The 16650-nt window shown below is 40.4% G+C and carries 16 protein-coding genes; 8 read left to right on the top strand and 8 right to left on the bottom strand.

All coding sequences use genetic code 11. The features are described from left to right. The first annotated feature begins 244 nt into the window (after window positions 1–244). Entirely contained in the window at window positions 245–1312 is a 1068-nt protein-coding gene (locus K8O68_RS14140; RefSeq protein WP_230897501.1) for a TAXI family TRAP transporter solute-binding subunit, read from the top strand. Window positions 1313–1577: 265 nt separating this feature from the next. Beyond that, window positions 1578–3548: a TRAP transporter permease gene (locus K8O68_RS14135; protein WP_230897500.1), complete on the top strand. Its 1971-nt coding sequence runs from the start codon at window positions 1578–1580 to the stop codon at window positions 3546–3548. Window positions 3549–3594: 46 nt separating this feature from the next. Here the strand turns inward: K8O68_RS14135 and K8O68_RS14130 are convergent, their stop codons facing one another. Then, the gene (locus tag K8O68_RS14130; protein WP_230897499.1) at window positions 3595–4449 is read right to left on the bottom strand and encodes a MurR/RpiR family transcriptional regulator; all 855 of its coding nucleotides are present in this window, start codon (window positions 4447–4449) and stop codon (window positions 3595–3597) included. A gap of 13 nt (window positions 4450–4462) precedes the next feature. Further along, window positions 4463–5860, bottom strand: a complete 1398-nt coding sequence (locus K8O68_RS14125; RefSeq protein WP_230897498.1) for an aspartate aminotransferase family protein — start codon at window positions 5858–5860, stop codon at window positions 4463–4465. Between the two features lie 263 nt (window positions 5861–6123). On the opposite strand from K8O68_RS14125, the gene K8O68_RS14120 reads away from it, so the two are divergent. Beyond that, window positions 6124–7293 (top strand): KamA family radical SAM protein, encoded by a 1170-nt coding sequence (locus tag K8O68_RS14120; RefSeq protein WP_230897497.1) that lies wholly within the window; start codon window positions 6124–6126, stop codon window positions 7291–7293. A gap of 319 nt (window positions 7294–7612) precedes the next feature. Continuing rightward, entirely contained in the window at window positions 7613–8389 is a 777-nt protein-coding gene (locus tag K8O68_RS14115) for a hypothetical protein (RefSeq protein WP_230897496.1), read from the top strand. Between the two features lie 224 nt (window positions 8390–8613). Here K8O68_RS14115 and K8O68_RS14110 read toward each other — a convergent pair whose 3' ends face one another. After that, on the bottom strand, window positions 8614–9276 hold the full coding sequence (locus tag K8O68_RS14110) for a polyadenylate binding domain-containing protein (protein ID WP_230897495.1): 663 nt from the start codon (window positions 9274–9276) through the stop codon (window positions 8614–8616). Window positions 9277–9498: 222 nt separating this feature from the next. Here K8O68_RS14110 and K8O68_RS14105 point away from each other — a divergent pair, with 222 nt between their 5' ends. Further along, window positions 9499–11244: a B12-binding domain-containing radical SAM protein gene (locus tag K8O68_RS14105; RefSeq protein ID WP_230897494.1), complete on the top strand. Its 1746-nt coding sequence runs from the start codon at window positions 9499–9501 to the stop codon at window positions 11242–11244. A gap of 263 nt (window positions 11245–11507) precedes the next feature. On the opposite strand, the gene K8O68_RS14100 is transcribed toward K8O68_RS14105, so the two are convergent. Then, on the bottom strand, window positions 11508–12098 hold the full coding sequence (locus K8O68_RS14100) for an NAD(P)H-dependent oxidoreductase (RefSeq protein ID WP_230897493.1): 591 nt from the start codon (window positions 12096–12098) through the stop codon (window positions 11508–11510). Between the two features lie 14 nt (window positions 12099–12112). Beyond that, window positions 12113–12550, bottom strand: coding sequence for a FixH family protein (locus K8O68_RS14095; RefSeq protein WP_230897492.1), 438 nt, complete (start codon window positions 12548–12550; stop codon window positions 12113–12115). A 94-nt stretch (window positions 12551–12644) separates the two neighbouring features. Between K8O68_RS14095 and K8O68_RS14090 the strand changes: the two genes are divergently transcribed. The 3 genes from K8O68_RS14090 (at window position 12645) to K8O68_RS14080 (ending at window position 14403) form a co-directional block, all read left to right on the top strand. Continuing rightward, a complete protein-coding gene (locus K8O68_RS14090; protein WP_230897491.1) occupies window positions 12645–13166 on the top strand; it encodes a TlpA family protein disulfide reductase in 522 nt (173 codons plus the stop codon). Next, window positions 13166–13855, top strand: coding sequence for a cytochrome c biogenesis CcdA family protein (locus K8O68_RS14085; RefSeq protein ID WP_230897490.1), 690 nt, complete (start codon window positions 13166–13168; stop codon window positions 13853–13855). Before K8O68_RS14090 ends, K8O68_RS14085 begins: the two co-directional genes overlap by 1 nt. 104 nt (window positions 13856–13959) lie before the next feature. After that, window positions 13960–14403: a PCYCGC motif-containing (lipo)protein gene (locus K8O68_RS14080; protein WP_304619502.1), complete on the top strand. Its 444-nt coding sequence runs from the start codon at window positions 13960–13962 to the stop codon at window positions 14401–14403. 213 nt (window positions 14404–14616) lie between these two features. Here K8O68_RS14080 and K8O68_RS14075 read toward each other — a convergent pair whose 3' ends face one another. The 3 genes from K8O68_RS14075 to K8O68_RS14065 form a co-directional block, all read right to left on the bottom strand. Next, entirely contained in the window at window positions 14617–15663 is a 1047-nt protein-coding gene (locus K8O68_RS14075; RefSeq protein WP_230897489.1) for an EAL domain-containing protein, read from the bottom strand. Between the two features lie 183 nt (window positions 15664–15846). Further along, a complete protein-coding gene (locus K8O68_RS14070) occupies window positions 15847–16089 on the bottom strand; it encodes a hypothetical protein (RefSeq protein WP_230897488.1) in 243 nt (80 codons plus the stop codon). A 24-nt stretch (window positions 16090–16113) separates the two neighbouring features. Continuing rightward, window positions 16114–16587 carry a glycine/sarcosine/betaine reductase selenoprotein B family protein gene (locus tag K8O68_RS14065; RefSeq protein WP_230897487.1) on the bottom strand — a complete coding sequence of 158 codons (474 nt, stop codon included), beginning with the start codon at window positions 16585–16587 and terminating at the stop codon, window positions 16114–16116. Window positions 16588–16650 lie beyond the last annotated feature (63 nt).

Raw genomic sequence — 16650 nt, 5'->3', positions numbered from 1 at the left:
ATTCGTTTTATCATTTATTTATATTTTTATAATAATTTATTAGACTATTTACATTATTTTCTGACAAATCTCGCATCCCTTGCCGCTCTAATATTACTTCTGCCTTTTTATCACTGTAAAACTTTTACGGGCAGATTCCTTTTTGACATTCTTGAATAATTTTGGTTAAATATAATAGAATACGAGCAATTTTTTATGCGATTGCTAGTATTTTTTACTTAAAAAAACTAAGGGGGAATGTAAGTTGAAGAAAAAGTACACTTCCATGTTCGCGTTACTCTTAACAGGCAGTTTAATCCTTGCTGCATGTGGAGAGGGAGATGACAACGGCAATGATGTTAACAACGCCGGAGGAAATAATAACGCGGAAGAAAATGAAGCAAATGACAACGACGGCGGTAATGACAATGCAGCCGCTGACACGGACGTCGGAAACCTGCAATTAGGTACAGGAAGCACAGGGGGTACTTATTATCCTTTAGGACAGGAAATGGCTACAGTAATTAATAATAATATTGAAGTAGACGGGTTTGATTTGAGCGCTGTTTCTTCAGGTGCCTCAGTTGATAACATCGTTAGTATTTTCCAGGGAGAAATGGATCTCGGTATGACTGTCCACCTTCCTGCTCTTGACTCCTTAACGGGCGATGGAGACTTTGAAGGTGTTGCAGTTGACAATTTCGGATTTATGGGCCACATTTATCCAGAGGTTATGCAGATTGTAACGGGTGCAGATTCAGATATTGAGTCTATCGCTGACCTTGAAGGTAAGTCTGTTGCTATTGGGCCTCCTGGAAGCGGTACTCAGGCAGCTGCTAAATTAATTCTTGAAGCCTACGGACTTGAAGACGGAGACTACGATGCTTATGAAGAAGGCTTTGGAGATGCTGCGGGCCGTATTCAGGATGGAAACTTAGATGCGTCATTCGGCCTTCTTGGTTTACCTGCCGGAAGTATTGAAGAATTATCGATTTCACGGGATATCCGCTTGCTTCCTATCAGCGATGAAGGACTTGATTATATAGAAGAAAACAGCGGATACGAAGAACTAACGATTCCTGCTGACTCTTACGATTTCCTGGATGAAGATATTCAAGCTGTGACGGCCTATGCTATTCTTGTAGGTTCTACAGATACAATTGATGAAGATCTTGGATATGAAATAACAAAAGCACTGTTTGAACACAGTGGAGACATCTCTCATCCTCAAGGCGACCATTTGACAAAAGAAAATGCCTTAAACGGTTCTGAGGGGCTTCCTATGCATCCTGGTGCTGAGAGATACTTTGATGAAGAAGGTATTACAGAGTAAAACATACACTTTGTCTGTTAAGAGGCCGGACCTCTGGAGGATCATGTCCGGCCTCTTTTCTTCTTGTTTACCAGTAAATATCCATTGTTCAATTTAAAAAACTATGGTAAAAAAAAGATACTGATAAACTTTTCGGCTCTGCAAACATTTATGGCAGAACCTCGACGAAAGTGCAGGAACTTCTTAATGCTCCTTCCTTTTCGTCGATTTTATTTTGTATGACAAAGTAATTAAGAACATATAAGTAATAGTGTGAGGTGAAATTATGTCAGATACTAATAAAGATTTACTAACAGAAAAAGAACAACAGGAGATGTTGTCCAGATACGACAAAGAATCTGCCTACCGCCAGAACCCCGGGAAGTGGGGGTGGGTCATATCTTTCCTGGCTATTTCGTTAACTGTGTTCCACGTGTGGAGGGCCTTTCCTCAAACTGGGGGACCTCTCGTTTATCTGATACAAGGATCCGTTCACCTTGGAACAGCTATGGGACTGATTTTTCTATTATATCCTTTTAGAAGAAGTGGAATGAAAAAAGTCGGCGTTCCCTGGTATGATGTTGTATTAGCCTTCTTATCTATGAGCTCCGTTTATTACATTATATTCAGGTATGACTGGATTACGGGCCCGGCACGGGTTTTAGGTTTCGGAACTCTGGATATTATAGTCGCAACAATTGGAATTATTCTATTGCTTGAAGCAACAAGACGCGCAGTAGGCTTGCCTATTATCGTTATTGCTTCATTAGCGATTCTTTACGGTCTATATGGAACTAATATTCCTTATTTCGGACATGGAGGATTTGACTGGGCCGGATTGTCGAGAAGATTATTTTTCACCTCGGATGCCATTTTCGGAACACCTATTCAAATCTCCTCTACTTATATTTATCTGTTCCTGTTCTTTGGGGTAATGTTAACAAAAACGGGAGTCGGTCAATATTTTAATGATCTCGCTTTCGGGGCGACGGGGAGGTTTACCGGCGGGACTGCTAAAGCTGCCGTAGCTGCTTCTGCCTTGCAAGGAACTGTAACAGGAAGCTCTGTAGCAAATACAGTAGCCTCAGGTTCATTCACTATCCCAATGATGAAAAGAGCCAGATTCAGACCGGAATTTGCTGCTGCGGCAGAAGCTTCAGCCTCAACAGGCGGTCAAATTATGCCGCCGATTATGGGCGCAGCCGCTTTTATTATGGCTGAATATGTCTCCAGTGTTTCATACAGTGATATTATTATTATAGGTATTATCCCAGCGATCCTTTACTTTACAAGTGTGTTCATGGGAACCCACTTCGAAGCAAAGCGTTACGGGATTACTGGTCTGCCGAAAAGTGAGCTTCCCTCGCTGAAAGGATTAAGTAAAAAACTTGACTTACTGCTTCCGCTTGTCGTTATAGTATCTATGCTTGTTAACGGATTTACACCAACGTATGCAGCCCTTGCAGGGATTGGAACAGCTTTTCTTGTCAGTTTCTTCCGTAAGGAGACCCGCATGGGGCCTTCGGATATTATAGATGCGCTCGAGCAAGGGGCTAGAATAGCTTTACCTGTTATTGCTGCCTGTGCTACAGCTGGTATAATTGTTGGTATTGTCGTTTTTACCGGCTTAGGCGGGAAAATAGCCGGAGGTCTGTTAGCACTTGCAGGGGATAACTTATTCCTGCTTATGTTCTTTACCATGATCGCTTGTATCCTGCTTGGAATGGGACTGCCAACCACAGCAAACTATGTTGTTACAGCCTCTATGGCTGCACCGGCACTGATTGCTTATGGCGTTCCTGATATTGCGGCACACTTCTTCGTATTTTATTTCGGGATCGTAGCTGATATCACGCCTCCTGTATGCCTTGCCGCATACGCCGGCTCGGGAATTGCCAAAGCAAACCCGATGAGGGCAGGTGTTACAGCCTTCAAGCTCGCAATTGCCGGGTTTATAATACCTTATGTCTTCGTGTATAATCCGGCACTGTTACTTCAGGATGCAGATGTATTAACGGTTATTCTGCTGCTCATAACTGCTGTTTTAGGAATGGCTGCTGTGAGTGCGACTATGATGAATTATTTTGTATACAGCTTTAAATGGTATGAAAGACTATTGCTCTTACTGTCAGGGTTAATGCTTATTTACCCGGAAAATCTAATGATAGAACTAAGCGGACTGGGACTCTTCCTGCTGATCGGATTCCTTCAGCACTTCCGTAAGAAAAGAGATCAGAAAGAATCATCAGCTGCTTAAAGAAAAGCGTGATAAACGATACCGTTTATCACGCTTTTCTGCATCTTTAATCATAAAAAACATCAAAAGTTTCCCATAACCCTTCCAGATCACGCAGCCTTTTCTCTACTTTCTTATGTTCAGATCTTGTCAGTGCTGTAATAAGGGCACTTGCTAAGCTCATAGGAGCTGCAAATGAATCAATAAAAGAATTAATTTCTGTCGTGGCTACTATCTTATAATCGCCGAACGGAACGAGCGGGCTTAGCAAATGGTCTGTAATGACTACTGTTTTTGCATCCCGCTGTTTCACATATTTAAGAGCCTCCACTGTCCTTTTTGTATACCTGGAAAAGCCAAGCCCAATAACCAGGTCGTTTTTTGAGATGTCCAGCAAATGTTCAGAAACACCATCTGCCTGCTGGATCATTTCCGTGTTTTGAAGGACAAGGTCAAGATAAAATTCCAGGAACCCGCCTATACTGGAAGCACTGCGGTAAGCAATAATGTAGATCCTTTCCGCTTGAATCATTTCATAGACAACTTTCTCAAATAAGGCAGGATCCACCTGGTTCAATGTTTCTTTCAGATTTTGGATATCATCTGATAATACTTCACTGACAACATTTTCTGTATCATTTTCATCATCCGTAGTTCTGGCAAGAACCTCCGCGGAAGTCATTTTTCTCTGTAAAGCTTCCTGCAAATGCCGCTGCAGATCCGGATAACCTTTATAATTCAGAAAGAATGCAAAACGGATGACTGTGGCTTCTCCCACTTCCACATTTTTAGCAAGCTTTGAAGCTGTTAAAAAAGGGGCTGTTTCATGATGTTCTATTAAATAATTAGCTATTTTTTTGTGTGATTTACTCATTTTCTCACGTGATTCAATCATTCGTTTGTAAACATCACTCTCTAGCAAGGTGTTCCCTCCTTCAGGACACCCCAGCTCCTCCTTTTAAACTTTCACACGCTTTCTCATAAGCCTTTAAAGTGAACTCAAGTTCTTCCTCCCCATGTGCTGCAGAGATGCTGTACCGGTTCAACGGTTTCGTATAAAGGCCGGACTGAAGCAGCTTAAAGTCCAGTTCTTTTCTCATCTTTGTGTTTGTTTTCTGGAGGTCCCGGTAGTGCCTCGGTAATGTGTCCTGATTCCATATTACATTAAAAATGGAACCAACTCCACAAGTCTTAATAGGGAATCCTGCCTTCCTGCCAATTTCTTCGATTCCTTTTCTTAATTCATTTGTAAAAGACAATACGTTATTATAGTCCTCTTCTAACACAGAAATGGTTGCCAGCCCTGCGGCAAGAATTGTTGGGTGGCCATTGTAAGTGCCGCTGTGAAAAAGCACTTCTTTTGCTGAAGCTTTACCCTGAGCTCCTGCTTCAAATACATCTGCCCCCCTGTCTGGAGAGCTGACATCAAGAATATCACTTCGGCCTCCCACCACACCTATAGGGAAACCTCCTCCAATAACTTTACCGAGAGTCGTTAAATCAGGTTTAACCTGGTATTTTTCCTGGCCTCCGCCGAGTGCTGAGCGGAATCCTGTTTTTACTTCATCATAAATGAGTATAACTCCATACTTCTTCGTTAACTCTCTTAACCTGTCCATGAATACCTGGTCTGCGGGAATAAACCCGGACTGAACCGGTTCAATCAGTACGGCCGCTAACTCTTTATGATGGTCTTTAAGAAGTTTTTCCATGCCTTTCAGGTGATTGAAAGGGAGTATATAAGGTTCCTGGCCGTCCACATCTACCCCTGCTGATTCAGGAACCGGAGAAGGCGCTTCTTCCAAACCCGCTTCCGAGACAGGCGGATTAATACTGTAAAGCATTTCTTTATAGCCGCCGTGGTAATGCCCTTCAAATTTTGCAATACGCTTCTTCCCGGTAAATACTTGAGCCAGTCGGATCGCCAGCTGGGTTGCTTCCGTTCCTGAATTTGTATATCTCAATTTTTCGATGGATGGGTAATAACTCATTATTTTCTTAGCAAATGATGTTTCCAGCTTGTGCGGTGTTCCAAAAAGACAAGTGCCGTCATCCACCAATTGGTCGTAGACCGCTTCTTTGATTTTAGAATGACCGTGGCCTAATGCAAGCGATCCGTATCCCATTAAGTAGTCAACGTACCAGTGGCCGTCTATGTCTTTCAGCCACGCCCCCTTACCTTTATCCATAACTACCGGATACGGGGCAAAATGCTTTATATTAGCAGTCACACCGCCAGGCAGGTATTTTTTTGCTTCTTGCATATGTTCATAAGAGCCTTTCGTTTGTAACCCGAATTCAATCATGGGATGTTCAACTTTTTTAATGGCCATTTAAAATCTTTCTCCACCTTTCCTTCTTTCCTTCATTTTAATGAAATATTTATTTCATTTTATGATAATATAACCTGTCTGTGAAGTGATTAAACAAAATTTTTTAATAAAAATTTATCCTGATGTTTAATTTTAAAATAGCCCAAGGAAAATGGAGTATTTCTTTCATTTATCCGTTTTAATTAATCATTTCCTCCGTTTTTGACCGATTTCAAGGGTTGTGTTTAAATGATTATAGACTACTACGAAGGGGATGATTTCTAATGGCTCAGCCAAAATATATTATGAACATCGAGAAGGTCCCTCACCTCTCAGATGAAGAAAAACAGAAACTGAAACAGATTACTGAAAAATTCGTGTTCCGAGTGAATGAATATTATTTAGGATTAATCGATTGGGGAGATCCAGAAGACCCGATCCGCAAACTGGTCATTCCAAATGAAGGCGAATTAGAAGAGTATGGCCGATGGGATGCCTCTGATGAAGATACTAACTACGTGGTACCCGGATGCCAGCACAAATATGATCAGACTGCCCTCTTAATAGTGTCTGAAGTCTGCGGAGCTTACTGCCGTTATTGTTTCAGAAAGCGCTTATTCCGCAATGATATAAAAGAAGCGATGTCTGATGTTCAGCCGGGAATTGAATACATTAAAGAGCATCCTGAAATTACAAACGTTCTGCTTACCGGTGGAGATTCTCTCATTCTTGCCACTAAAAAACTGCGGGGAATTATTGAGCAGCTGAGAGAAATCCCTCATGTGAAAATTATTCGCCTTGGCTCAAAAATGCCTGTATTTAATCCAATGCGAATTTACGAAGATCAGGATTTGCTTGACTTAATCAGTGAATATTCTACACCGGAGCAAAGAATATATGTGATGGCGCATATTAATCATCCAGTTGAAATTACACCCGAAGCTAAGCGCGGTTTTGAAGCCCTGCACAATGCCGGAGCGATTGTCGTTAACCAGACACCTGTACTAAGAGGAATTAACGACGACCCTAAAGTATTAAGCGAACTGTTAGATAAGCTTTCATGGGCCGGAGTCACCCCTTATTATTTCTTTATAAACCGTCCTGTAGCCGGTAATAATGAATTTGTCCTTTCATTAAAAGAAGCTTACGAAATTGTAGAAGAAGCTAAAGCAAATACTTCCGGGCTCGGAAAACGGGTACGTCTTTCTATGAGCCATACGTCGGGTAAAATTGAAATCCTTGCCATTGATAACGGAAAAGCATATTTAAAGTATCACCAGTCCAGAGATGGAAACTATGGTAAGTTTATGGTTCTTGACTGCCCGGATGATGCTGCCTGGTTCGACGATCTGCCTGGCAATGAACAATACTGGGAGCCGCCTCGTAAAAAATGGGAAGAATTCAAAGGGGCAAATGATAAAATTGCTGAAAAAGAACAAACCATTTTTAACTAATTATATCCAGCACAGGTGAACTGACATCCTGTAAATAAAAAATGGCCCTCACCTTTAAATGAGGGCCATTTTTTATATTGGTCACTATAAGCTATAGATTTACTGTTGAGACTTCCCTTCCAGTCCCCTGTCCGCTGTATAGTATACCTTTTAATAGAAGTTATCTTTCCCCTTATCAGTTACAATTTCTTCGCTGCAATCTAAGAAAATTTCAGGCTCATTTTTCTGGGATTTTATTATATACTTTCGTTAAAAGGCTTCCACGTCAGGGTTTGCATCCAGTACAATAGATACTAACAAGAGTGTGAGGGATGTTGCTATGAAACAGCTTATTGTATGTTTTTTTATTCTGGTTCTAGCCGGATGCCAGAATGAACCTTTTTTTCATTCAGGAAATATGAAAGAACCGTCTTATGAAAACACGGCTATTGAAAAGGTACCTTTCAAAATGTCATTTACATCCATATTCCATAGTCAAAATGAATCTCAAATGTTCTTTGTAGCTGAACATACTGATAAGACACAAATTTCAAAGACTGATTACCAGTTTTTATGGCCTGAATTTATTACAGACTCTGAAAACATCAAGTATGAAATTAAAAATACCGAAATATATCACGATCAGATTAACGGTGAGCCTCTTGACAGCCATCAAATGGGGATCTCACTCAGTATCACCTCCCCGCCTGCCGATCCTGAGAATGCTTTTTTGCACATTCCGCTATACATAGTTCCAAGGTTATTTGATCATGGATATCCTTTTAAGCTTGAGAGCAGCCCTATTAATATGGCCAAAATGGGGGACCTAAGATTAATAGATGTAAAAGTTGAAGGCCGGAGCTTAAGTTTCGATCTGATAGACGAACATCCTGATTTCAACGAGGAAAACTTCTCGTATGTATTCACGCAAACCTTAAGCAACGAAGTCGTTTACCCTATGTTTACTAGAATGGAGACAAACGATACAGGATATAATGTTGAATTGGAATTTGCCCAGCCCGTCTCCCTTCCTTCCCTTTTTTCTATTGAAAGAACAACGGGAGAGCTTCCAAAGTGGCGTTTTTCATTTGTCATTGAGATGGAGAACGATCGCTAATCCTCCGGGTATCCTCTCTTTCGTTCAGCTGAAGAATATGATTTTACAGTACAGATAAGATTCCATCTGTCGCCCTGAACTCAAAACTGTTATTAAAAGACATCCGGACTATAAGATATTGCCCGGATGTCTTTTTAAATTGCTGTTCTGGAAGCTAAGACTGTTTTTCAGGCTGATCTCACTTAATAAATGAATTCATTATTTATGCCTGTATAAGGAAGAGCTTAATCAAAGTCATCGTCATGTTCTTCAGGTACATATCCTGTATGAGGCATACTTCCCTGCTGCTGTGCTGTCCCCGCATGACTGGAAGCGCCTTCCATATGATGTCCGCCCATATGATGTTGCATCATTGCATGGTCAGGAGCAGGCTGCCCCATTTGTTGAGAGTGCATCTGATTGCTGTAAGGCATTTGGTGCCAGTTCATTTGCTGTCCCATATGCTGAGGAGTCATCTGCGGTGAACCCACAGGAGTATTCGTTGGCGCGCCCATGTTGTGCCCCATCTGGTTTTGATCCATGTGATGCATTTCCATTTGCTGCTGCCCCATCTGGTTCTGATCCATGTGGTGCATTCCCATTTGCTGATGCCCCATCTGGTTCTGATCCATGTGATGCATTCCCATTTGCTGATGCCCCATATGACTCGTATTCATGTGGGGCATTCCCATTTGCTGCGGCTCCATATGCTGTGGACCCATGTTGTGGTGATGGCCCATCGGCATGCCCATTTGCTGCATTTGAGGCATCATTCCTGCTGGAGTGTGCATCTCCATATGTCCTCCATGCATCATTTCATGGCCGGGATGCATGTGACCTTGGAACGGCATAACTCCTGTTTGAGGCACCATTGGGTAGCCGGGCTTTTTACTGCAATTACAAGACATTTATAAACCCCTCTCTTTTTTCAAACGTTTTAAGGCTATCGCTTTTAATCACTTTTAACCGCGATTCACTTCATATTATGACGACGTTCTTAAAACGTGACATTTCCCTATGGCATTTGCCGTGCCGCCCTTTAACCTGCTAAGGTTATGCGGACATAAAAATGATTTTTCGAACTTAATTATGATATGATAAGCGGAGATTATTCAAACGGAGGCATCATAATGAACATTGTCGTAACAACAATAAATGCGAAGTACATTCATACTTGTTTGGCATTAAGACTTTTAAAAGCTTACGCTGAAGGTGATTTCCAAATAAAAATTAAGGAATATACCCTGAAAGATCCTGACTTGAATATTGTACAGGACTTGTATACAAAAAAGCCGGATGTTATAGGTTTCAGCTGTTATATATGGAATATTGAAAAAACAATTCAAATTGTTAAAATGCTTAAAAAGGTTCTTCCTGAAACAACTTTTATACTTGGCGGGCCTGAAGTGTCATATGACACAGATTATTGGATGGAACGTATTCCAGAAGCTGATTACATTGTGCGGGGGGAAGGGGAAGAAACATTTAAGCAGCTTCTTGAAGCTGTAAAAGATCAAAAATCAGTTAAAAATATCGGAAGCCTCGCTTACCGTGATAATGGGCAAGTCGTGTTAACACCGGCCAAGCCAAATCTTGATATTAATGCCCTTCCTACTCCCTACCGGTTTGAAGCAGACAGAAATGAGCTTAATAAACGTATTGTTTACTTCGAAACAAGCCGCGGCTGTCCATTCCAATGCCAGTTCTGTCTTTCCTCAATCGAAGTAGGCGTACGGTACTTTGATATTAATAAAGTGAAAGAAGATTTGCTTTACCTGATTGCGAGTGGGGCAAAAATGATAAAATTCATAGACCGTACGTTTAACATTAAACGGGACTATGCCTTAGAGATATTTCAATTCCTCATTGACAATCATGGCGGCTGCCAGTTTCAATTTGAAATAACCGCAGATATAATGCGTCCCGAAGTACTTGAATTTTTAAATGAAAACGCTCCAAAAGGTATTTTCAGGTTTGAAATAGGTGTACAGTCTACTAACGATGAAACAAATTTACTGGTGAAAAGAAAACAGAACTTTTCAAAGCTTGCCCGGACTGTGAACCTTATAAAGCACGGAGGTAAAATTGACCAGCACTTAGATTTAATTGCCGGTCTTCCTGAAGAAGATTATAATTCTTTTAAAAAAACCTTTAATGACGTATTTGCATTAAGGCCTGAAGAACTTCAGCTGGGCTTTTTGAAAATGCTTCGCGGAACTGGCATGCGGGCAATGGCCAAACAGTATAATTACGTATTTATGGATCACGCTCCTTATGAAATATTAGCAAACAACATTTTAAGTTTCGATGAAGTGATCCGTATTAAACGAGTGGAAGATATATTGGAAAAGTACTGGAATGCCCACCGTCTCGATCATACGGTTGACTATTTAACAAACGTGACTTTTAACTCGCCATTTGATTTTTTTCAGGAATTTGGTGATTATTGGGACGAACACGGCTGGGGTAAAATTGGCCACCAGTTTGAAGATTTATTCGTCCGTTTAGCTTCCTTTCTTAAAAAAAGACAAGTAAAAGACTTATCTGTTATTGAAGGTTTAATGAAAATTGATTACTTCCTTCACTTTAAACAAAAACCCAGAAAAACGTGGTGGGCACATGGCCTAACAAAAGATGAGCTTAACCTCATTAGAATAAATAACATGTATATAGATAATAAACTCGAGCCTTATTTTAATGATGTACGAGCGATGTCTAAGCATGTTATTGGAGAAAAGCTGCCTTTTAATTACCAGCATTACGCCGCTACAGGGGAGATAAAAAAAGAAGACGGGCTTCTTTTTGCAGTATACGAACCAAGTAAAGAGAAACCGTTTTTACATTATATCCGCGTCCCACAGGAACAAAAGATATAAAAATCGGCAAAGGGGCTGGGACAAAAGAATAGTAATCATAAAGAAAGCCTAACAAAATTTGAAAATTTTGTTAGGCTGTTCTTTTTGAGAAAAGGAGTGATTTCAGTCCGCCAGGCGGACGCTTGCCCAAGGGCTTGTCCTTTTAATCTGCCTTAATAATTGGCAAAACTAGAAGTGACCCACGTTTCAAAATGTCTGATAATATGATTGTTCGTCTTTTACAAACTTGTTTTTAGTTTTGTCCCAGCCTCTAAATAACGTTCTTAAGTTTTTTCGGCGAGGTTTGAAATGAATTGGCGGACGGTCTTGAGCATTTCCTGTCTATCTTTATCACTGCTCTGGATCACATCCCCAAAATGAAGAACCCCATCCAATTCAAGACCGCAAAATTTAAAAATAGACTGATCTAACAATTCAACCATATGGCCGTACATGCCTGACTCGTGAAACTCTTTTTCAGGAGCTCCCGTAGTGAAAATTAACGATACTTTTTTTCCGTTTAACTGCGGTAAAGGTGTCTCACCTTCTAACTCATAAGCGAATCCATAAGAAAAAACTCTGTCAATATATCCTTTTCCTAAAGCGGGAAACCCTCCCCACCATACCGGGAAAATAAAAATGAGGTGTTCCGCTTCTTTAATTTTCTCATGTTCCTTACTTATATCTTCAGGATATTCCCCTGATAAACTTTCTTTATATTCTTCCTTGGAAAGGTGAGGGGAAAATTTTTCATTGGCCAGCTCTTTTATTTCAACCGGATAATTTAATTTATCTAATTCTTCCCGGGCAGCTTGTAAGACCGCCCCGTTAAAACTGTCTTTAGAAGGATGCATATACACTATTAGGTAACTCATTTGCCAATCACCTCCTAATTCTGTGGAACCTCTCCTGTATCTGCGTCATAGCCCTTCATGTATTCCTCTGCCATATCTCCCTCAGCGTACAAACTAAACCGTTCAGTTGTCTCTTCATTATCATAAGTTACTGTCACCTCGGCATACCACTCACCCTCCATCGCTAATGGAAGATCCACGGTGTATTTACCTTCCTCAACTGCCTGCATTGTCCCCTGCATAGGATGGTTCATTCTTTCCATATTCATATAAATAGAAACATCATCCGCACTAAACGGGTCTCCGGACTCGTCTGCCAGATTAACTTGATATGTATGAAATTCCCCAGTCGCCAATGTCTGATTTTCCTCTTTAAATTCTACAGTGACTTTTTCCAGTTCCTGGGCCGAACAACCTACTATTAATACTATAAATATACTGGAAAATGTCATGAAATTGACTATATTTTTCATTCTTCTCTCCTTTCAGTTTAGATAAGATAAAACTAGTTCCATTATAATAAAATATCTGCCGAAAAAATAGTCATTGGCAGGGGAGGGGTCAATTATGAATAAAGTGGGCATTGCTCTTATTGTATTTATTTTGGCTGGGATGGCTTATACTACCTATTCGTTTGTTGCCGGAAACGCTGAAGGTGATATTTCCATCGTCCAGCGTATTCATGACGATGAGCCTATTAAGCTGGATAATTATATCGGAAAAAAGAAAACAATTTTGCAATTTGTAGCTGTACCATGTGAGTGCTGCAGCTATTCGATGCCTTTTATTCAACAGTTTATCGAGGAACAGGATGAAATTGAAGTCATTACCGTCGTTTTCTACGGCCGCGAAAGAGAAATTCTCGATAAATTCGAAAATGAATATAAGGCCACCCATGAATGGGGAGTCGACCTTGACCGTATCCTGGCAAATCATTACGATGTTTCAGTTTCACCCACTTATGTCTTCTTTGATGAAGAAGGAAATGAAATGGGAACGCATCCTTATATTATTGCAACTAGTGACGAACTGGGGACACGTTATGAGGAAGCCTATGACTCTTACCATGGGGAAGCTGGGGATTTATAATGGATATATGGTTTGCTTTTGCGGCAGGGTTTCTCTCTTTCGCCTCCGCTTGTATATTACCTTTAATCCCCAGTTACATTGCAGTTATTACAGGGATTTCTTTAACTGAGGCTGAAACCGGCAGTGCAGCAAGGTTTAAAATTATGCCAAGAACCGCTGCCTTTGTGATTGGTTTGATTATCCCGTTGATTTTGATAGGGATGGGGGCGACAGCAGTAGGAAATATATTTACTCCTGCCGTTTCGGAATTCCTATCACGTCTCCTCGGTTTTATTGTGATCCTGTTCGGTCTTCACCTGCTCGGTCTTCTGAATATCACCTTGTTCCATCGTGAAGTCCGTTTCAACCGTTTCTTCAGGGAAAGAGGAGGTCTTGTCAGTGTCCTGCTAATGGGAATGGCATTCGGTTTTGGCTGGACTCCATGTATTGGCCCTATGCTCAGTTCTATTCTTATTATGGCTGCAGACTCAGAGACAGTCTGGCGGGGTGGGAGCCTGCTGCTTGTTTACGGTACAGGCCTCGGATTTCCTTTTATTCTTATTGGGGCAGCAGGAAGTTCCAGTCTTACTTTGCTGAAATTTCTCAAGAAACATTTGAGGCCGATATCGATCATTAGCGGACTATTACTTGTTTTATTAGGAGTCTTGTTAGTTACCGGAAATATGGCATATATTACCCCCTCTGTTTAATGCTTTCACAAATTTGCCAATAAAAAAGTGAAAAAAATCACTTCCGGATTTTTTGGCAATTATTATAATTGTTTTATAGAAACATAGAATAGAGGTGGGGTTCGATGAGAGGTAATATATTTCTGTTGGCTGTTTCAGCCATAATTTTTTCCCTCTTCCTTGCAGGATGCAGCGAAGAGAATTCTGTTTCTGCACTGCCTGATTATGTTACAGATGCAGCGCATCCCGGGGCTGTGGAAGCTTATGAGTATGCCGTAAGCCATGGCGACTATTTAGAATACATCCCTTGCTACTGCAACTGTCAAATCGATCCTTTTTATCATGAAAATGTTAAAGACTGTTTTATTAATAACCGGGAAAGCACTGAGGAACAGATTGTGTATGATCCTCATGGTGCCGGCTGAGGGATCTGTATAGAGATTGCACTGGATGTGCAACATATGCTGGAAGATGGATATAGCTTAACAGATATTCGGGAATACGTGGATGAAAACTATTCCATATACGCTGATCCAACTGATACTCCTTACCCTCCTGAAGATATGTAAAAACAGGGCTGAAAAGGCTGGGACAAAAGAATAGTAATCATAAAGAAAGCCGAACAAATCTTATAATTTTTGTTCGGTTTTTTCGCTTTTGTACTTAATAAAGAATTAACTCTGCTTAATAGTAATGGCAGTAATTTCAGTCCGCCAGGCGGCCGCTTGCCCAGGGGCTTGTCAACTCTCTTTCCTGAAGGATAGCTTAGGAAAGGGAGTTTATTAACAGGGTTTTTTTAAAGGCCGGCCGAAATAATAACCTTGGACAAGATCGGTTACCGGCTCAACAGCTTTAAACTCTTCCTCAGATTCAATTCCTTCAGCAAGCAGCGTAATCTTCATTTCTTTTGTAATTTCTCTAAGTTTTTTTATTTTGAACATCTTTACAGGATCTTTATGACAATTTTGGATCACCCGGCGGTCAATCTTTGCATAATCCGGTTTTAATTCTTTTAATACTTCAATTGTTGAGTATCCTGCTCCAATATCATCTAGCGCTACTTTTACCCCGGCTTTTTTATAGTAGGCAAATATAGATTTCAAATGAGACAGGTCACGGATTTTTTCACTTTCAACGACTTCAAACACGATATCCTGCGGCTTAACATCATAATCTTTCAATGCTTTAAAGGTACTTTTAAGACAATGTTCAGGGTTATAAATGGAGGATGGAAGAAAATTAATAAATAACTTCTTACCTTCAGGGACCATGTGGGAAGCGGTTCTTATTGCATTAATACGTGTCTGGCTGTCTAATAGTGATTGTAATCCTGAATGCCTGGCGAACATAAACAGATCACCTGGCGAAAAAGGATACAGTCTGCTGGCCGGACGGAGAAGAAACTCATATCCCGCTACTTCCCTTGTTTTAGTATTAATAACAGGTTGAATAAATGACTGATAAAGTTTTTCCTGAATAATTTTAACAAAATCCGGATTCTCAATAATTAACGATAACTGACTAAGAGGATAGTCATTAAACGAGTAGCCTTCTACTGTTTTATTCGATAATAACCTTCCTGAAAACTGTTGCATTTGTTTATCCGTTAATTGGGACTCAACTAAAGAAATATATCTTTGGAGATCGACCCTTGACTCAAAACAAATTTGCAGCCAAGGGTGTGCTAAAACGCTTTTAATCCCCTTAACATCCAAATGATCCTTTACACGATCAGCGACACCACTATGATCTATATGTAACAGCAGTTTTCCTGAGTTGATTAAAAGTATTTTACCTTTGCATTGGACACATGAATTTACAGTAGCCATTTGTTCCCCTCCTTGTTTCCTGCTGTCATTCTCATCCCCTGTTAATTTTAGGTCATTTATCATAGATTATTTTACCATAAATAAAAAGACAGTCACAATAATAACTGCCTTTTTACTATTCACGCTTATAAAATTGTAAAAATTAGATATTTATACCTAATAATAGCTTATGTGAAAAAATTTTCAATCTCTTTTCCACCTGTAAGGCAATTTTTTTATTCTTTCCTCACCAGGATTTTCAAGTTCATTAATCATTTCCTTTACAATATCTTTCTGCATATCATTTCGGCCAGCCTCGCCAAACGTCCGCCCGAGAGGAAAACGAATATGCAAAGCTCTTGGAATGTTGACTTTCTCTGATAACTCCGGAAAATGGGTGAGCGATATGGAAGCGATCCCTTGCTTTTCTATTTCTTTTTGAATCAATCCGACCGATTGATGGCAAATATATCAGCCAGGTGAAAGAAGAACTACGTCTGCTTTTTCTTCTTTCAGTTTCTTTAAAATAAGCGGAACACTTTCATTCATTAATTTGTCTACGCGGGGAATGTAGCCCATCATTCCAAAAAAGGTTGGAGTAAGTCCGCCTATATGTCCCTCTTCGGTTAAGGCGTGTAACGCAGCTGAAGGATATACACAGTTAATGTCCTGATCGGCCGAAGCTGTGTCATAGTGTGTATGGGTGACCATTAATTCTTCTTCCCTGCTGTCAGAAGGAATCATTCTGACTCCCCAATCACCCCCATCCACGTCAAAAGGAGTCTGATCTTTTAAATGGACACCTGCCGTCGTCAAAAAGGAGACTCTCCACTCTTTAGCAGGTTTATTCAAAACAGCAAGCTTTTCAATTTTTTCTTTTCCATGCTTTTCAATTGACCTGGCAGCCATTTTTTTGAAATACCATTCCTTTATTGAATTAATCATACACTCACCTCTCTTAGTTTTCTTCCCATTATAGCATTTGAAAACAATAGATTAATTCTTTTA

Origin of the sequence: Salipaludibacillus sp. CUR1 (assembly GCF_021028955.1) — a bacterium.
Classification (GTDB): domain Bacteria; phylum Bacillota; class Bacilli; order Bacillales; family Salisediminibacteriaceae; genus Salipaludibacillus.
The sequence above is the reverse complement of the archived record's forward strand: the minus strand, read 5'-3'. Positions and strand labels throughout refer to the sequence as shown.

Bases quoted from the DNA above. Each gene is read 5' to 3' on its own strand.
- K8O68_RS14100 (WP_230897493.1), bottom strand. From the start codon at position 12,098: ATGAGTTACCTAATAGTGTATATGCATCCTTCTAAAGACAGTTTTAAC.
- K8O68_RS14105 (WP_230897494.1), top strand. From the start codon at position 9,499: ATGAACATTGTCGTAACAACAATAAATGCGAAGTACATTCATACTTGT.
- K8O68_RS14090 (WP_230897491.1), top strand. From the start codon at position 12,645: ATGAATAAAGTGGGCATTGCTCTTATTGTATTTATTTTGGCTGGGATG.
- K8O68_RS14115 (WP_230897496.1), top strand. From the start codon at position 7,613: ATGAAACAGCTTATTGTATGTTTTTTTATTCTGGTTCTAGCCGGATGC.
- K8O68_RS14120 (WP_230897497.1), top strand. From the start codon at position 6,124: ATGGCTCAGCCAAAATATATTATGAACATCGAGAAGGTCCCTCACCTC.
- K8O68_RS14085 (WP_230897490.1), top strand. From the start codon at position 13,166: ATGGATATATGGTTTGCTTTTGCGGCAGGGTTTCTCTCTTTCGCCTCC.
- K8O68_RS14125 (WP_230897498.1), bottom strand. From the start codon at position 5,860: ATGGCCATTAAAAAAGTTGAACATCCCATGATTGAATTCGGGTTACAA.
- K8O68_RS14075 (WP_230897489.1), bottom strand. From the start codon at position 15,663: ATGGCTACTGTAAATTCATGTGTCCAATGCAAAGGTAAAATACTTTTA.
- K8O68_RS14135 (WP_230897500.1), top strand. From the start codon at position 1,578: ATGTCAGATACTAATAAAGATTTACTAACAGAAAAAGAACAACAGGAG.
- K8O68_RS14110 (WP_230897495.1), bottom strand. From the start codon at position 9,276: ATGTCTTGTAATTGCAGTAAAAAGCCCGGCTACCCAATGGTGCCTCAA.
- K8O68_RS14065 (WP_230897487.1), bottom strand. From the start codon at position 16,587: ATGATTAATTCAATAAAGGAATGGTATTTCAAAAAAATGGCTGCCAGG.
- K8O68_RS14095 (WP_230897492.1), bottom strand. From the start codon at position 12,550: ATGAAAAATATAGTCAATTTCATGACATTTTCCAGTATATTTATAGTA.